The sequence below is a fragment of the Azonexus hydrophilus genome (assembly GCF_038368255.1).
Lineage (GTDB): Bacteria > Pseudomonadota > Gammaproteobacteria > Burkholderiales > Rhodocyclaceae > Azonexus > Azonexus hydrophilus.
In genome coordinates this window covers 201,626-216,564 of sequence record NZ_CP151406.1, presented here as the reverse complement: position 1 = coordinate 216,564, position 14,939 = coordinate 201,626, and the positions used below count along the sequence as shown (strand labels likewise).

The 14,939-nt window shown below is 63.2% G+C and carries 15 protein-coding genes; 6 read left to right on the top strand and 9 right to left on the bottom strand.

The features are described 5' to 3' along the window. Nucleotides 1-4: 4 nt before the first annotated feature. Both AADV58_RS01010 and AADV58_RS01005 read left to right on the top strand, forming a co-directional pair. Entirely contained in the window at nt 5-1,840 is a 1,836-nt protein-coding gene (locus AADV58_RS01010) for a PHA/PHB synthase family protein (RefSeq protein WP_028994027.1), read from the top strand. Between the two features lie 153 nt (nt 1,841-1,993). Further along, nucleotides 1,994-2,656, top strand: coding sequence for an OmpA family protein (locus tag AADV58_RS01005; protein WP_028994028.1), 663 nt, complete (start codon nt 1,994-1,996; stop codon nt 2,654-2,656). 42 nt (nt 2,657-2,698) lie between these two features. Here the strand turns inward: AADV58_RS01005 and ubiT are convergent, their stop codons facing one another. The 3 genes from ubiT to ubiU are packed head-to-tail and all read right to left on the bottom strand — an operon-like array spanning nt 2,699 to nt 5,060. Next, nucleotides 2,699-3,151, bottom strand: a complete 453-nt coding sequence (ubiT, locus tag AADV58_RS01000) for a ubiquinone anaerobic biosynthesis accessory factor UbiT (RefSeq protein ID WP_281985556.1) — start codon at nt 3,149-3,151, stop codon at nt 2,699-2,701. Continuing rightward, on the bottom strand, nt 3,148-4,050 hold the full coding sequence (locus AADV58_RS00995) for a U32 family peptidase (protein WP_341743823.1): 903 nt from the start codon (nt 4,048-4,050) through the stop codon (nt 3,148-3,150). The genes ubiT and AADV58_RS00995 overlap by 4 nt, the downstream gene beginning before the upstream one ends. A gap of 2 nt (nt 4,051-4,052) precedes the next feature. Further along, on the bottom strand, nt 4,053-5,060 hold the full coding sequence (ubiU, locus tag AADV58_RS00990; protein WP_341744521.1) for a ubiquinone anaerobic biosynthesis protein UbiU: 1,008 nt from the start codon (nt 5,058-5,060) through the stop codon (nt 4,053-4,055). Between the two features lie 125 nt (nt 5,061-5,185). Between ubiU and AADV58_RS00985 the strand changes: the two genes are divergently transcribed. Beyond that, nucleotides 5,186-6,088 carry a response regulator gene (locus AADV58_RS00985; protein ID WP_028994032.1) on the top strand — a complete coding sequence of 301 codons (903 nt, stop codon included), beginning with the start codon at nt 5,186-5,188 and terminating at the stop codon, nt 6,086-6,088. A 5-nt stretch (nt 6,089-6,093) separates the two neighbouring features. Here AADV58_RS00985 and AADV58_RS00980 read toward each other — a convergent pair whose 3' ends face one another. From AADV58_RS00980 to AADV58_RS00955, 6 genes are read right to left on the bottom strand one after another with little or no spacing between them, the layout of a single operon-like run. Then, entirely contained in the window at nt 6,094-7,017 is a 924-nt protein-coding gene (locus AADV58_RS00980) for a septal ring lytic transglycosylase RlpA family protein (RefSeq protein ID WP_281985552.1), read from the bottom strand. Further along, on the bottom strand, nt 7,014-8,117 hold the full coding sequence (rodA, locus tag AADV58_RS00975) for a rod shape-determining protein RodA (RefSeq protein ID WP_341743822.1): 1,104 nt from the start codon (nt 8,115-8,117) through the stop codon (nt 7,014-7,016). Before rodA ends, AADV58_RS00980 begins: the two co-directional genes overlap by 4 nt. Then, entirely contained in the window at nt 8,104-10,035 is a 1,932-nt protein-coding gene (gene mrdA, locus AADV58_RS00970) for a penicillin-binding protein 2 (protein WP_028994035.1), read from the bottom strand. The genes rodA and mrdA overlap by 14 nt, the downstream gene beginning before the upstream one ends. Nucleotides 10,036-10,047: 12 nt before the next feature. Beyond that, on the bottom strand, nt 10,048-10,569 hold the full coding sequence (mreD, locus tag AADV58_RS00965; protein WP_028994036.1) for a rod shape-determining protein MreD: 522 nt from the start codon (nt 10,567-10,569) through the stop codon (nt 10,048-10,050). Further along, complete coding sequence (mreC, locus tag AADV58_RS00960; protein WP_028994037.1) at nt 10,569-11,483, bottom strand: rod shape-determining protein MreC; 915 nt, start codon at nt 11,481-11,483, stop codon at nt 10,569-10,571. Before mreC ends, mreD begins: the two co-directional genes overlap by 1 nt. 33 nt (nt 11,484-11,516) lie before the next feature. Continuing rightward, a complete protein-coding gene (locus AADV58_RS00955; protein WP_028994038.1) occupies nt 11,517-12,560 on the bottom strand; it encodes a rod shape-determining protein in 1,044 nt (347 codons plus the stop codon). A gap of 104 nt (nt 12,561-12,664) precedes the next feature. Between AADV58_RS00955 and gatC the strand changes: the two genes are divergently transcribed. The 3 genes from gatC to AADV58_RS00940 are packed head-to-tail and all read left to right on the top strand — an operon-like array spanning nt 12,665 to nt 14,929. After that, nucleotides 12,665-12,952, top strand: coding sequence for an Asp-tRNA(Asn)/Glu-tRNA(Gln) amidotransferase subunit GatC (gene gatC / locus AADV58_RS00950; RefSeq protein WP_281985548.1), 288 nt, complete (start codon nt 12,665-12,667; stop codon nt 12,950-12,952). Next, nucleotides 12,949-14,406, top strand: a complete 1,458-nt coding sequence (gene gatA, locus AADV58_RS00945; RefSeq protein WP_341743821.1) for an Asp-tRNA(Asn)/Glu-tRNA(Gln) amidotransferase subunit GatA — start codon at nt 12,949-12,951, stop codon at nt 14,404-14,406. The genes gatC and gatA overlap by 4 nt, the downstream gene beginning before the upstream one ends. Nucleotide 14,407: 1 nt before the next feature. Further along, nucleotides 14,408-14,929, top strand: coding sequence for a hypothetical protein (locus tag AADV58_RS00940; RefSeq protein ID WP_281985545.1), 522 nt, complete (start codon nt 14,408-14,410; stop codon nt 14,927-14,929). Nucleotides 14,930-14,939: the final 10 nt, after the last annotated feature.

Sequence of the window (14,939 nt, the reverse complement as noted above, 5' to 3'; positions counted from 1 at the left end):
CAAGATGTCGCAGCAAACCGAAGACCAGGGCCTGAACCTGCCCAATCCGGCCGAAATGGCCAAGACCTATGCCGAGGTGGCACAGCGCGCCTCGCGCATCATCACCCAGTACATGGAAAAGAAGGCCAAGGACGGGGTCGAGGCGCCGGCCGACGAACTCGGCGTGGCCAAGGCCTTCATGGACCTGTCGGCGCGGCTGATGGCCAACCCGTACAAGCTGGCGCAGACCCAGATGAACATGATGTGGGACTACTTCTCGCTGTGGCAGGGTTCCATGATGAAGATGATGGGCATGCCGGGCGCCGCCCCGGTGGCCGCGCCGAAGAAGGGCGACAATCGCTTCAAGGACGAGGAATGGGAACAGCATTTCCTGTTCGACTTCATGAAGCAGTCCTACCTCATCGCCGCTCGTCACATTCATGACACGGTGGCCGATACCGATGGCCTGGATGACGCGACCCAGCAGAAGGTGAATTTCTTCACCCGTCAGTACATCGACGCGCTGTCGCCGTCGAACTTCGCCATGACCAATCCGGAAGTCTTCCGCGAAACGGTCAAGAGCCACGGTCAGAACCTGATCAAGGGCCTGAACAACCTGCTGCACGACGTCGAGGCCGGCGATGGCCAGCTGCGCATCCGGATGACCGACACCTCGGCCTTCGAAATGGGCAAGAACGTTGCCACGACGCCGGGCAAGGTGGTCTTCCAGAACGAACTGTTCCAGTTGATCCAGTACGATCCGAAGACCCCGGACCAGTACAAGAAGCCCTTCCTGATCGTGCCGCCGTGGATCAATAAGTACTACATCCTCGACCTGCGCGAGAAGAACTCCATGGTCAACTGGGCGACCAGCCAGGGCCACACCACCTTCATCATGTCCTGGGTCAACCCGGACGAGAAGCTGGCGCAGAAGTCCTTCGAGAACTACCTGCTCGAAGGTTCGCTGGAAGCGATCAACCAGGTCTGCGCCCACACCGGCGAAGACAGCGTCAACCTGGCCGGCTACTGCCTGGGCGGTACGCTGACCATGACCACGCTGGCCTACATGACCGCCAAGAAGGACAAGCGCGCCAACTCGGCAACCTTCTTCACGACCATGCTCGACTTCTCCGAGCCGGGCGAACTCGGTGTCTTCCTCGATGAAGGCGCGGTTGCCGGACTGGAAAAGAAGATGGCCGAACGCGGCTTCCTCGAAGGTTCGGAAATGGCCGGCACCTTCAACATGCTGCGCGCCAACGACCTGATCTGGTCCTTCGTGGTCAATAACTACCTGATGGGCAAGGATCCGTTCCCGTTTGACCTGCTGTACTGGAACTCGGATTCGACGCGCATGCCGGCAGCGATGCACAGCTTCTACCTGCGCAACATGTACCTGGCCAACCTGCTCAAGGAGCCCGGTGGCATCACCCTGGGCGGCGTCAAGATCGACCTCTCCAAGGTCAAGACCCCGTGCTACTTCATCTCCACGATCGAAGACCACATCGCCCCCTGGAAGAGCACCTACATGGGCGCCCGCCTGCCTTCCGGCAAGACCAAGTTCGTGCTCGGCGGCTCCGGCCACATCGCCGGCATCGTCAATCCGCCGGCGGCCAACAAATACGGCTACTGGACCAATGACGCGACCGACGGCAACCTGCCGGAAAGCCCGGAAGAGTTCCTGGCCGGTGCCACCCAGAATGCCGGTTCGTGGTGGACGCACTGGCATGAGTGGGTGACCAGCCTGCCGGGCGGCTCGGCCAAGGTGCCGGCCCGTCAGCCGGAAGCCGGTGCGCTCAAGGTCATCGAACCGGCCCCGGGCAGCTACGTCAAGTTCCGTCTGGACACCCAGAAGAAGGACTGACCGGCATTTCTGCCGAGATCATGGGGAGGGCTGCGGCCCTCCCTTTTTTCATTGTGAAAAGGCGTTTGCCATTTGTTACATATCTCCGTTATGCCTGTCTGCGGTGCGTGCTAATCTGAACTGGTCACTCGTCGAACAAGCAAGGAGAGAACAATGAAAAATACGATACTGATGCTCAGTGCAGCCAGCCTGGTCCTCACGGGTTGCGCCAACATGGATGAAACCCAGCGCCACACCGGTACCGGTGCGGCGATAGGAGCCGTCGCCGGGGCGGTTCTCGGCGCGGCAACTTCGAACCGCTCGGATCGTGGTGAAGGAGCGCTGATCGGTGCTGCTGCCGGTGCGGCTATCGGCGCCGGTGGTGGTTACCTGTGGTCGAAGCGGATGCAGGAACAGAAAGCAGCGATGGAGCAGGCGACTGCCGGCACCGGCATCGACGTCACGCAGACGGCCGATAATCGCCTGAAGCTGGAGATTCCCAGCGATGTTTCCTTCGATTCCGGTCGTTACGACATCAAGCCGTCCTTGCGTCCGGTCCTCGACAAGCTGGCGCAGGGGCTGACCCAGCATCCGGTGACCCGGGTGACCATCATCGGCCATACCGACAGTGTTGGCTCCGATGCGGTCAATAACCCGCTGTCGGTGAATCGGGCGGCGGCCGTGCGCGATTACTTGGCACCGCGCGGTGTCGCCTCGTCGCGGATCGCCATCGATGGTCGTGGTTCGCGTGAACCGATTGCCGACAATGCCACCGCCCAGGGACGGGCGATGAACCGCCGGGTCGAGATTTTCATCGCCGAAACCAGCGCTAACTGATTCCGCGTCTACCCCCAGCCAAGCCCGCCGAGTGCGGGCTTGTCAACGTCCGGGCAGGGGGAGTTGCGGCAAGGCCGGCAATTCGATGGCGTCGAGCATGTTCTTGACGATCAGCCCGAGCTCGGTGTCGCCGGTGATTTCCAGTTCGCGGTTGAAAAACAGCGTGTCCGGGTCTTCCTGGCGGGCGAGCAACTGCAGGAAGGCCGACAGGTTGGCGGCGAACGCCAGGTCGGGTTCGCGCTGGGCCTGGAAAACCGGGCGGAACATGCCGTTGCGGAAGGTATAGTTGGCTTCGCCGCCGGTATCGAGGACGCGGACGCGGAACAGCTTGTCTTCCAGTGCCGCCAGTTCGCTTTCGGGCAGCAGTTTGAGTTTGAGGGCGGCGTTCAGTGCGCCGACCAGGGCCAGCGTATGCGGCCATTGCGGCAGCTTGTGGCCGAAGCGGGCGATGAAGGCCGGCAGGCGGAAACGGGGAATGACGAAGTTCGGGCTCATGCGGTGACTCCGGGAAGTTCGTTGGCGGAATGTACCGCAATACCGGCGTCGCCGTGCCAGTAGCCGTTGACCAGGCCGCTTTCGCTCCAGGTCGAGGTGTCGGGCGCGGTGACTTGTCCGCTTCCGGCGGCGGCAAAGGCAGCGATGATTTCGGCCATGTGCTTCTTCTGTGGGCTGAGGCGGATAATGTCGATGCCGATCTCGCGCAGCGCCGGCATGTCGCCGAGCAGGCTGTAGGTCTGCGCCGACATCGTCTGGATCCCGTTGATGGTCAGGAATTCCTGGCCTTCGCGAGTGCGCAGGGTCAGTCCTTCCTCATGGTCGAGGCACTTGAACTGGCAATCGTCCTTGTTCAGGTCGTAATGACGGGCGGTGAAGCAGCGTGCCGAAAAGGCCAGCGGCAGTTTGCCGAAGGCGAAGACCTCAGTCTCGACGCCGGCCGGCCGGTAACGATGCAGGTGCTCGATCATCTGGCGCGAGGCTTCCAGCGGCGGTACCCAGCGGCACATGCCGTAGCGGGCGAAGGTGGCCAGCGTTTCCTCGTTGTAGATGTTCAGGTGCGGCCCGGCGACAAAGGGTTTGCCACAAACCAGATTGACCGCGCCGAGGTCGTTGGCTTCGACCTTGCAGCCTGCGTCGTCGACCAGGCGGCGGAGGGCCTTCAGGTCACTCTCCGATTCGAGCAGGGCCTGCGCCGAAACGATGACTTCCTTGCCGGCGTCGGTCAGGTCGCGGGCCAGGCCGATCCAGTCGCTGGTGCGCAACTGCTGGCGCCGGGAACAGACCACTTCACCGACATGGATGACGTCGAGGGCCGGGTTTTGGGCCATTTCCGCGTAAAAGGCCATGACTTCGGCCTTGGGCCAGAAGTAGAGCAGGGGGCCGAGCGACAGTTTCATGCTTATCTCCACGGCCGGTTGTAGGCGCCGAGCGTCGCCTGGCTGCCTTCGGAAACCTTGGCCAGTTCGCTTTGCCAGGCCGGCTTGACGTGGTAGCGCGCGTCGCCTTCGCGCAGCGCATCGAGTGCGGCGCGCAGGGTTCGGGTCACCTGGGTGACGTAGGTCGGGCTGCGCTGCCGGCCTTCGACCTTGATCGCGCGCACGCCGATCTTGAGGATATCGGGCAGGATGGACAGGACGTTGAGGCTGGTCGGTTCCTCAAGCGCGTAATAGGTTTCGCCCTGCACGTCGAAGCGGCCCTTGCACAGCGTCGGGTAGCCGGCCGGTTCGTCGTCGCCGAAGCGGTCGATGAGGATGCCGTTGAGCCGGGTTTCCATGGCGCCGGGCTGCTTGTCCCACTTGACGTACTTGGCCGGCGAGCAGGCGCCGACGGTATTCGGCGACTCGCCGCAGGCGTACGACGACAGCCAGCAGCGACCCTCGTTCATCACGCACAGGCTACCGAAACCGAAGACTTCGATTTCCACCGAGGTATTCCGGATCACATGCTCGACCTGGGCCAGCGTCAGCACGCGCGGCAGGACGGCGCGCCGGATGTTGAATTCGCGCTGGCAGAAATTGATCGCCTCGTAGCTGGTCGCCGACCCTTGGACCGACAGGTGCAGCCGTTGTTGCGGATGACGGCGGGTGGCGTAATCGAGCAGGCCGACGTCGGCCAGGATGATCGCATCGACGCCGAGGTCGACGGCGGCATCGACCGCCTTGTGCCAGTCGGCGGTACGCCCGGCCTGCGGGAAGGTGTTGATCGCCAGCAGGATTTCGCGGCCTTTGCCGTGGGCGTAGCGGATACCGTCGCTCATGCCTTTCTGGTCGAAGTTCAGACCGGCGAAATTACGCGCATTGGTATCGTTCTTGAATCCGAGATAGACGGCGTCGGCGCCATTATCCACGGCTGCCTTGAGCGCCGGCAGGCTACCAGCGGGGCAAACGAGATCGGGCAAGGTGGGCATGAGAAACATTCATTCCGGAGAAGGGGGAAAGTATAGCCAGTGCGCCGGGCCAGCCATTGATCCTCATCAAAGCCCTGGCTCGTGCTAGGATTCCGGCAACATTCCTGCATCGGCATTCAGCATCCATGTCCCAGAATCACGTTCTCGTTGTCGACGACGAAGCCATCAACCTGATGCTGATCGAGGATTTTCTCGAGCAGGAAAAGCTGGCTCTAGAGTTGTTCAGCGATCCGCTGCAGGCCTGGCAGCGACTGGCCGAGCCGGGCAGCGATTTCTCGCTGGTCGTGCTCGACCGGATGATGCCCGGCATGGACGGTATCGAACTGTTGCGCCGGATCAAGGCCGACCACCGTTTCGAAGACGTGCCGGTGATCATGCAGACGGCCGCCTCGGCACCGGAGCAGGTGCGCGAGGGGCTGGAGGCCGGGGCTTACTACTACCTGACCAAGCCGTATGCACCGGAAGCGCTGATTTCGATTGTCCGTGCTGCCCTTGACGACCGGCGGGCCCGGGCTTCGTTGCGCACCCGGGCGGCCCGCCTCGAGGAAGCGCAGAAGCTGCTGGTCGGCGCCGAGTACGGTTTTGCCACGCTGGAGGAAGTCTCCTGTCTGGTGCCGGTCCTGGCCGCCCTGTGCCCGGATCCGGACCGCGTCGCGCCGGGCCTGTCGGACCTGATGCTCAACGCCGTCGAGCACGGTAACCTGGGTATCACCTATCGTGAAAAATCGCTGCTCAAGTGGGATGGCGACTGGGAGGCAGAAATCCGCCGCCGGCTCAACATTGCACCGTTCAGTGGTCGGCGGGCGACGATCCAGGTGACATGCAGTACCGAGGCGATCAGTTTCCGCATCACCGATGAAGGTGAGGGCTTCGACTGGCAGAAATTCCTCGATTTCGACCCCGAGCGGGCTTTTGATCCCAACGGGCGCGGTATCGCGATGGCGCGGCTGACCAGTTTTTCCAGTCTTGAATACGAAGGCCGCGGCAACATCGTGACCGCCCGCGTCATTCTGTCACCACGTCCCTGAGGTTCTTAGCGCAGGACGATGGTTGGCTTGTAGCCGAGTGCGCTGCGGATGCGTTCGGCGATATTTTCGGCTGCCGGGCGTGAGGCATAGGGGCCGAGCTGCAGACGGTGCAGGCCGTTGGCCCGGACGATGTGCATTTCTTCCCTGACCCAGTCGAGTTCGCCGACCAGATGGCGCTTCAGGTTGTCGGCGTTGTCGGCATTGGCGAAGGCGCCGAGCTGCAGGTAAACCCCTGCCGGCAGAGCGTTTTCCACTACCGGCGGGCTGACTGCCGGCTGCGGCGGCGGTGCCACCTGGGCGTAGCTGGTGCTGCTGCCGGTCGGGACGATGGCCTCGACTTCGACCTGGGCGCTGCCGTTGCGGATGATGTCCAGTTTGTGCGCGGCGGTATAGGAGAGGTCGATGATGCGTCCGGCGTGGAAGGGGCCGCGATCGATGACGCGAACGACGACCGAGCGCCCGTTCTGCAGATTGGTGACGCGGGCATACGACGGCAGGGCCAGCGTCGGGTGAGCGGCGGTCATGGCGAACATGTCGTAGGGTTCGCCGATCGAGGTTTTCTGACCGTGGAATTTCTTGCCGTACCAGCTGGCCAGGCCACGGGCCTTGTACGGGCGGACCGAGGTGTTTGGCTCGTAGCGTTTGCCGAATACTTCGTACGGCCGCAGTGCCGGCCGGTGCAGCGGCTCCCAGCGCGGTACCGCGTCGGGGATCTGGTCCAGGTTGTCCGGAATCTCGCTGGCCGGGCCGTCATCCTTGTAATAACCGCCGCCGCGCGGGGTGGCAACCGGCGGCGGGGGTGCCGGGCGGCTGGTACCAGCGCTCGGGGTCGCCGGCGCGCTGCTGGCCGGCCGCTCCGGCTGACTGCCGCAGGCGGCGAGCAATAGGGTGAAAGTCAGGGGGGCCAGCAGGCGAAGGGAAGCGGTCATTTCTTTACCAGCATGCGGTGGGTATGGATGCTCATCAGGATGCCGACGCCGAGCATCAGGGTCAGCAGCGCGGTGCCGCCGTAGCTGATGAAGGGCAGCGGGACGCCGACCACCGGCAGGATACCCGAGACCATGCCCATGTTGACGAAGGCGTAGATGAAGAAGACCAGGGTCAGGGCCGCAGCCAGCAGGCGCGAGAACATGGTCGGCGCAGCGGCGGCGATCATCAGCCCGCGGCCGATCAGCAGCGTGAACAGGATCAGCAGGATACCGTTGCCGAGCAGGCCCCATTCCTCGGAAAAGACGGCGAAGATGAAGTCCGTGTGTTTTTCCGGGATGAATTCCAGGTGGGTCTGGGTGCCGTTCAGGTAACCCTTGCCGACGCCGCCGCCCGAGCCGATGGCGATGGTCGACTGGATGATGTGATAGCCGGCGCCAAGCGGGTCCGAGGTCGGGTCGAGCAAGGTCAGTACGCGCCGTCGCTGGTAGTCGTGCAGCATGTTCCAGGCAAAAGGCATGGCGGCGCCGGCGGCAGCCCCCAGGCCGAGCATGATCTTCCACGGCAGGCCAGCGAAGAAGATGACGAAGAAGCCGGCGGCGCCGATCAGCAGCGAGGTGCCGAGGTCAGGCTGCTTGAGCACCAGGGCGATAGGGATCAGTAGAATCGCCGTGGCAACGGCGAAATGCCGGGCACGCAGCATCGACTCATGCTTGTGGAAATACCAGGCCAGCATCAGCGGCATGGCGATCTTCATGATTTCGGACGGCTGGATGCGCGCCACGCCGAGCGAAATCCAGCGGCGCGAGCCATTGACCACGATGCCGAACAGCGCGACACCGATCAGCAGGACGACGCCGAGTACATAGAGCGGGACGGCAAAGCGCATCAAGGTCTGGGGTGGCGTCCGGGCGACGACCAGCATGACGACGGTCGATGCAGCGATGTTGATCAACTGCTTGTCCAGTTTCCAGAAGCCGTCGCTGGCGGTTGCCGAATAGATGGTCATCAGGCCGATGCCCATCAGCGCCATGACGATCAGGAAGAGCGGCATGTCGAGGTGGGCCAGGATGTTCTGGATGATGCGCTTAATGAGCTTCATCGGTGCTCTCCTGAATCAGGTCGATGGCTTCCTCTTCATCCGGGCTGTCGACTTCCGGTGCCGGGCCGCCCGGGCGCTTGCCGGTCAGGTGGTAGTCGAACAACTGGCGGGTGATTGGTGCCGCCGATTGGGCACCGAAACCGCCGTTTTCGACCATCACGGCGACGACGATCTTCGGGTTGTCCACCGGGGCAAAGGCGACGTACCAGGAGTGGTCGCGCAGGCGTTCGCGAACCTGGCCGGCAACATATTTCTGGCCGCTTTTCAGGCTGAAGACCTGGGCGGTTCCGGTCTTGCCGCCGGAATCATAGGCGGCGCCGGCGAAGACGCGGGCACCGGTACCTTCCTTGACGACCCCGGCCATGCCGCGCTTGATTACGTCGACATGTTCGCGCTTGAGTGCAATCTGGCGGATCGGCTGCGGTTCGACCATGCGCACCTCGCCGGTGGTCGGGTTGGTGATCGAATGGACCAGGTGCGGCCGGAAAACCTGGCCATAATTGAGTACGTTGGCCAGAGCATGCGCCATGTGCAGGGTCGAATAGGCGTTGTATCCCTGGCCGATGCCGATCGAGATGGTCTCCCCGGGATACCATTTCTGCTGTTCGCGTTTCTTGAAGCGGCGCTGCTTCCATTCGGGTGACGGCAGGATGCCGGTCGCCTCGCCGGGAATGTCGATTTCCGTCCGTCGGCCGAGGCCGAGGTCGCCCATGAAGCGGGCGATGTTGTCGATGCCCATGTCGTTGGCCAGGACGTAGTAGTAAGTGTTGCACGAGACGACGATGGACTTGTGCATGTCGACCATGCCGTGACCGCCGACCTTGTCGTCCATGAAACGACGGTTGCCGAAATTGAAGAAGCCGGGGTCGGCGATGGCCTGGCCGGGGGTGCGTTTGCCCGTGGTCAGTGCGCCCAGTGCCATCAGCGGCTTGAAGGTCGAACCCGGCGGATAGGTACTGTAGATGGCACGGTTGAGCAGGGGTTTGTCCGGATGATTGTTCAGCTCATCCCAGTCGTCGAAGCGGATGCCGTCGACAAACAGGTTGGGGTCGAAGGCGGGCGAGGAAACCAGGGCAAGCACGGCGCCGTTGCTGGGGTCGATGGCGGCCAGCGAGCCGCGGCGACCACCAAAGGCCTGCTCGGCAACCCGCTGCAACTCGGCATCCAGCGTCAGCTTCAGATTGTTGCCGGGGGTCGGCGGCGTTTGCGAGAGGACGCGCACGGCACGGCCGCCGGCATCGACTTCGACCTGTTCGTAACCGGCGGTGCCGTGCAGTTCGAATTCGTAATGCGCTTCCAGGCCGATCTTGCCGATATGCTCGGTGCCCTTGTAGTTCGCGCCATGCCCGCTGGCCTCGATCATCTCCTTGTCCTTGGTGTTGATCCGGCTGATGTAGCCGATCGCATGCGCGGCCAGCGAGTTTTCCGGATACTGGCGGAACAGCCTGGCCTTGACCTCGACGCCAGGGAAGCGATAGCGATGGGCGGCAAAGCGGGCGACTTCCTCGTCGGTCAGGCGGGTACGGATGGGAATGGATTCGAAGTTTTTCGACTCCTCGAGCAGGCGTTTGAAGCGTCGCCTGTCCTTGAGCTGGATTTCGACGATCTCGCCCAGCTGGTCGATGGTTTCTTCGAGGCCCAGGGTTTTCGATGGGGTGATTTCAAGCGTGAACGCCGAGTAGTTGCGCGCCAGGATGACCCCGTTACGGTCTTCGATATTGCCACGGTTGGGCATCACCGGGACCAGCGAGATGCGATTGCTTTCGGCGCGCGTCGCGTAGTACTCGTGCTGCAGCACCTGCAGATAGAAAAAGCGGCCGAAGAGCAGGGCAAAACACAGCAGCACGAAGCTGCCGGCGATGACCAGGCGGTTGCGGAAGCGATCCGAGTCCTGTTCGCTGTGATGGAAGTCGTTCATTGCCGACGGCGGTCAGAGCGGACGGTTTTCGTCCCGCTCGACCGGCTGATATTGCGGCAGCAGTAGCAGGAAGGTGGCGGGAATCCACAGGAAGGTGGCGATCAGCGGACCGATCAGGAACCCCCACCCCGGGAAATCGGCGCCGGCCAGCATGCGCATGGCGAGCTGGATGAACTGGCTGGCCAGCAGCATGGGCAGCACCTGCAAAGCCTGCTGGGCCAGCGGGAACCACAGGATACGCCGGGACTGGCTGGCGGCGATGTAGGCCAGCAGGACGTAAGCCAGGCAATGCTGGCCGAGCGCGGCGCCGTCGGCGACATCCATCATCAGGCCGAGGACGAAGGCCCAACCCATGCCGACGCGACGCGGTTCGCGGATGCTCCAGAAGCACAGCACCAGTGCAACCCAATCAGGGATGCCGGGCCATTGAGCGGTTGGCAGGAAATTCAGCAGCAGGGCGGTGAGCAGGCTGAAGGCGATGAACCAGGGCCGGACCGGTAGCAGGATGCGCGATGAGGAGAAGGTTGGCTGCATCAGTTTGCTCCCGCCTTGACGGGGGTGCCCGTGTTGCCGCTACGCCCGGTTGCGTCGGGTGGGCGGGGGGCTTGCGGCTGGCGTGGCGAGAGGACCAGGACTTCGCCGAAATTCTCGACGGCGGCTACAGGTGCGCACAGGATGCGGGCGAAGGCGTAGGAGTGTTCGCGCTCGATGCTGACCACACGGGCAACCGGAAAGCCGGGTAGGTAGATGCCGTCGAGCCCTGAGGTGACCAGCAGGTCGCCTTCCTGGATGTCGGCGTTGGCCGGGATGTAGCGCAATTCGAGTCGTCCTTTGCCCAGGCCGAAAACCACAGAGCGCTGGCCGGTACGAACCACTTGGACAGGTACCGTCTGGTCCTTGTCGGTGATCAGGGTGATTTCCGACGAGAACGGGAAGGTCCGGGTGACCTGGCCGACCACCCCGGATTCGTCGATGGCCGGTTGGCCGGCAACGATGCCGGATTGCTGCCCCTTGTCCACGATGATCTTGTGCGAGAAGGGGTCGCGGGCCGTGTACATGATCTGGGCCACTTCGCCCTTGGCTTTTTCCCGCTCCTTGACCGCCAGCAGTTTGCGCAGGCGCTCGTTTTCCTTCTCCAGGTGTTCCAGGCGCTGCAAGTTCGGTGCGGTTTGCAGCTGCGTTTGCTTGAGGCCGGTGTTTTCCTCAAGCAAGTCGTCCAGCCCGCGCAGGTAGCCGAGTGCGTTGTCGACCAGGCTGCCCGGCGTCTGGGCGATGCGCTGGATCGGATCGGTGACCAGGGCAATGCTCTGGCGCAGCAGGTCGAGGCTTTTCAGTCGCAGGTCGACGACGAACAGCGCCAGCGAGATCGCGACATAGAAAGTCAGAAGGGCCAGCGGTGCTGGCCCTCGCTTGAAGAAAGGCGGTGGAGCGTGGTCGGTGCCAGCCATCGCGATCAATCCTGCAGGCTTGCGGTCGACGCGTTAATCCGAGGCAAAGATGCTGCCCAGCTTGTCCATCTTTTCCAGCGCCATGCCGCAGCCGCGGGCGACGCAGGTCAGCGGTTCGTCGGCAACGATTACCGGCAGGCCGGTCTCTTCCATCAGCAGGCGGTCGAGATCGCGCAACAGGGCACCACCGCCGGTCAGGACCATGCCCTTTTCGGCGATGTCGGCGCCGAGTTCCGGCGGCGTCTTTTCCAGCGCCGACTTGACGGCGGAAATGATCTGGTTGAGCGGGTCGGTCAGCGCTTCGAGGATTTCGTTCGACGAGATCGTGAACTTGCGCGGGATACCTTCGGCCTTGTTGATGCCGGAGACTTCCATTTCCTTGACTTCGGCGCCGGGGAAGGCCGAGCCGATGGTCTTCTTGATGTTTTCGGCGGTGTTTTCGCCGATCATCATGCCGTAGTTGCGGCTGATGTAGTTGATGATCGCTTCGTCGAGCTTGTCGCCGCCGACGCGCACCGAACCGGCATAGACCATGCCGCCGAGCGAGATGACACCGACTTCGGTAGTGCCGCCGCCGATGTCGACGACCATTGAGCCGGTCGCGTCGGAAACCGGCAGGCCGGCGCCGATCGCCGCGGCCATCGGTTCCTCGATCAGGTACACCTGGCTGGCGCCGGCGCCGAGGGCCGATTCGCGGATCGCGCGGCGTTCGACCTGGGTCGAGCCGGACGGCACGCAGATGATGATCCGCGGGCTCGGCGAAAACAGCTTCGAGTCGTGCGCCTTCTTGATGAACTGCTTGAGCATCTGCTCGGTGACGGTGAAGTCGGCGATCACGCCATCCTTCATCGGCCGGATGACGGTGATGCTGCCGGGGGCCTTGCCAAGCATTTCCTTGGCCTCCTTGCCGACGGCCTGGATGGTTTTCTTGGCGTTGGGGCCGCCTTCGAGGCGGATCGCAACGACCGACGGCTCATCGAGGACGATCGAGCGGCCACGCACGTAAATCAGCGTATTGGCCGTGCCGAGGTCGATGGCGAGGTCGTTGGAAAAATACTTGGAGAGGAATCCGAACATCTGTTGAGCTCCGCGCGGGGGATGCGGTAGATAAAGCTTTTATGATACCTTACAACGCTTTCGTTTTTAAGACTTTGTGCGCTGCAAAAAGTCTTTTTCAAGCCATGTCGCTTACTTCAGAACAGGTTAAACGGATCGCCCATCTCGCCCGCATCGAGGTCAGCGAATCCGAGGCTCTGACCACCCAGGGCCATCTCAACGGCATCTTCGAACTGATCGAGCAGATGCAGGCCGTCGACACCACCGGCGTCGAGCCGATGGCGCACGCCCAGGACGTCTCGCAACGCCTGCGTCCCGACGCCGTCAGCGAGGCCGACCGGCGCGCCGCCTACCAGGCCGTCGCACCGGAAACCGAGGCCGGTCTCTATCTCGTGCCGAAGGTGATCGAATGATCGACAAGACACTCAAGCAACTGTCGCAGGCCCTGGCAGCCAAGGAAGTCTCCAGCGTCGAACTGAGCACGCTGTTTCTCGACCGGATCGAGCGTCTGAACCCCGACATCAACGCCTTCGTCACCGTCGACCACGAAAAAACGCTGGCCATGGCCGCTGCGGCCGATGCCCGCATTGCTGCCGGCACGGCCGGTCCGCTGACCGGCATCCCCATCGCCCAGAAGGACATCTTCTGCGCCGAAGGCTGGCGCACCACCTGCGGCTCGAAGATGCTTGCCGACTTCGTTGCGCCCTATGACGCGACGGTGATCGAAAAGATGCATCGCGATGCCGGCCTGGTGTCGCTGGGCAAGACCAACATGGACGAATTCGCCATGGGGTCGTCGAACGAGACTTCGTTCTTCGGCCCGGTGAAGAACCCCTGGGATCGCCAGCGCGTCCCCGGCGGTTCGTCCGGCGGTTCGGCCGCGGCGATTGCCGCCCGTCTGGCACCGGCGGCGACCGGCACCGACACCGGCGGTTCGATCCGCCAGCCGGCCGCCTTGTGCAACCTGACCGGCCTCAAGCCGACCTACGGCGTGGTCTCGCGCTACGGCATGATCGCTTATGCCTCGTCGCTCGACCAGGGCGGCCCGATGGGCGCCACCGCCGAGGATTGCGCGCTGCTGCTCAACACCATGGCCGGTTTCGACGCGCGCGATTCGACCTCGCTCGAACGCCCGGCCGAGGATTACACGCGCAGCCTCGAGCAGCCGCTGGCCGGTCTGCGCATCGGCCTGCCCAAGGAATTTTTCGCCGCCGGCTGCGACGCCGGGGTGATGGACGCGGTGCAGGAAGCGATCAACGAATACCGCCGGCTCGGCGCGACCATCGTCGACGTCTCGCTGCCCAACTCGCACCTCTCGGTGCCGGCCTACTACGTCATTGCGCCGGCTGAGGCGAGCTCGAACCTGAGCCGCTTCGACGGCGTCCGCTACGGTTACCGTGCGCCGGATTACGGCAACCTCGACGACATGTACATGAAGACGCGGGCGCAGGGGTTTGGCGAAGAGGTCAAGCGCCGCATCCTGATCGGCGCCTACGTCCTGTCGCACGGCTACTATGATGCCTACTACCTGCAGGCGCAGCGTATCCGCCGCTTGATCGCCAACGATTTCGTCGACGCCTTCAAGTCCTGCGATGTGATCCTCGGGCCGACCTCGCCGACGACCGCGTTCAAGCTCGGCGAGAAATCCGCCGACCCGGTGCAGATGTACCTGTCCGATATCTACACCATCGCCGTCAACCTCGCCGGCCTGCCCGGCATGGCGCTGCCTTGCGGATTCTCCGGTGGCCTGCCGGTTGGCCTGCAGCTGATCGGCAACTACTTCGACGAGGCTCGTCTGCTCAACGTCGCGCATCGCTACCAGCAAGCGACCGACTGGCATCAGCGGCGTCCTCAGGGTATCGAATAAGATGCGCGGCACTGTCTTCGCGCTGGTCGGTGCCGCCCTGCTGGCGGCCTGTGCCTCGCCGCCGCCAGCGCCCGAGCCGGTGCCGGAGCCGGCACCGCCGGTGGCTGAGGAAACGCCGAAATTCAAGAATTCGACCTTGAAGTACCTGGCCAACCGTAACCTGAAGCCGCAGCCGACCCGGCCGCTCAACGTCCGCTCGCGTTGCTCGCACAGCGATGCGATCGGTACCGTGACCCGGCTCAATCTGCTGGTCAAGGAAGCCGAAGTGAAATCCTTCGATGCCCAGGTCAGCATGAAGGGGCGCGGTAGTTGCAACTTCAACATGAAGGATTTTGCCCAGGACGCGAAGCTGCCGCAGGTGCTGTTGCGGCACAAGCAGGAGAGCAACTGCACCGTGCGCATGTGGGAGCAGGAGCACAAGGTGACCATCGCCTTCAACAGTTGCCCCAAATCCTGCGAAGGCAAGGCTTTCGAATACCTCTGGCCGGTCGTCGTCGATGCACGCAACGGTCGCTGTCACTGAACGGAACTAA